Genomic DNA, 1,530 nt, shown 5'->3' on the forward strand with positions numbered 1-1,530 from the left:
CTCAACTTTCGCACCTAGAAAAATTTAATAAAATCAAGAGACTCTAGTGCTCGTAGTTACTGTAATAGGTTCCTTGACAAAGTATTTCAAACAAGAAAAACACCTCTCCATTTGGTATAGTTGATTTGTCCAGAATCACTACCCAAACAGAAGAGGTGTCTCCTATTATGATAGCGAATAATGATCCAAATAAGCAACTGCCAACTGAAATAAAATCTGTATTTAAAGAATTAGGTATTCTAAAACACTTGCGTAACGCTGGAATTACCAAGTCTTTTGGCTTTTCCAGTGCTTATATTTTTCAATTAATCTTTCGGCTTATCTTTGAGCATAAGAACTGGTTCCGTATGCTGGATAGTAAAAAGTCTTCCGATCTTCCAGCCAAAGATACGGTTTATCGTTTTTTAAACAAGTCTACTTTTAACTGGCGCCGTTTCTTGACTGCCTTGGCTTCTTTTGTCATTTCAAAAATATCTACCTTTACGAGTCATCATCGTCCCAAAGTATTTATTCTCGATGATTCTTCCTATGACAGAAACCGAAGTAAGAAAGTAGAACTTTTAGCTCGATGTTTTGATCATGCTTCTCAAAAGATGAAGTTTTATAAAGGATTCCGTATGTTAACTTTGGGATGGTCCGATGGCGCAACTTTTATCCCTGTTGACTTCTCTTTATTAAGCTCGAAAAAGCATCAAATCAACGGTATTTCTAAAGACATTGACAAACGCAGTTCCGGATATCAACGCCGCCAAGAAGCTTTACAAACAGCACCAGAACAAATTCCAAATATGCTTCAGCGTGCCTTGAATGCTGGGATGGATGCTTCTTATGTGTTGATGGATTCCTGGTTCACACAGCCACCTCTTATCAAGGATATTAAAGAACAAGGACTTGATGTGATTGGCATGGTAAAAAATTTAAAACAACGTTATCTGATAGATGGCAAACGTGTCAGCTTAAAAGAACTTTATCGTCTCGCGAAGCCGGCATCCGGTAAGAAAAGTATCCTTCGTTCGATTCATACAACACAAGCCAATGGTATCCCTGTCAAAGTGGTATTTGTGCGTAATCGTAATAAAAAGAGCGATTGGCTCGCTGTTTTGAGTACGGATTGTACGCTTAGTGATCAAGAAATCATTCGTATCTATGGAATGCGCTGGGATATTGAAGTCTTTTTTAAGACAACCAAATCGCTTTTGAATCTACAAAAAGAATTCCAAAGCCGGTCTTACGATGCCCTTATCAGCCATACAACCATTGTATTTACAAGGTATATCGTGCTTTCTTGGCAAAATCGTTGTAACACAGATGATCGAACGTTAGGCGGCTTATTTTATGAGTTATGTGATGAAATCGATGAATTGGATTGGGCTGTCGTTTTACAGCAATTAATCGAGATTCTTGATGATGCCATTCAACATACCAATAAAGCAATTCAAAAATTAATAAAAAGTCAAGTACAACAATGGGTGGCAGGTTTACCTAACTATATCAAGGGTTACATGTCTATTTCAGTGTGCGAAAGTTGAG

Annotated in this window: 1 protein-coding gene; it reads left to right on the forward strand. The window is 37.6% G+C overall.

Annotation, left to right across the window (positions count from 1 at the left end):
* Window positions 1-167: 167 nt before the first annotated feature.
* Window positions 168-1,529 carry an IS4 family transposase gene (locus ACFQ19_RS20190; RefSeq protein WP_379594660.1) on the forward strand — a complete coding sequence of 454 codons (1,362 nt, stop codon included), beginning with the start codon at window positions 168-170 and terminating at the stop codon, window positions 1,527-1,529.
* Window position 1,530: the final 1 nt, after the last annotated feature.

Source organism: Oceanobacillus locisalsi (assembly GCF_042675985.1).
GTDB classification, from domain to species: domain Bacteria; phylum Bacillota; class Bacilli; order Bacillales; family Amphibacillaceae; genus Oceanobacillus; species Oceanobacillus locisalsi.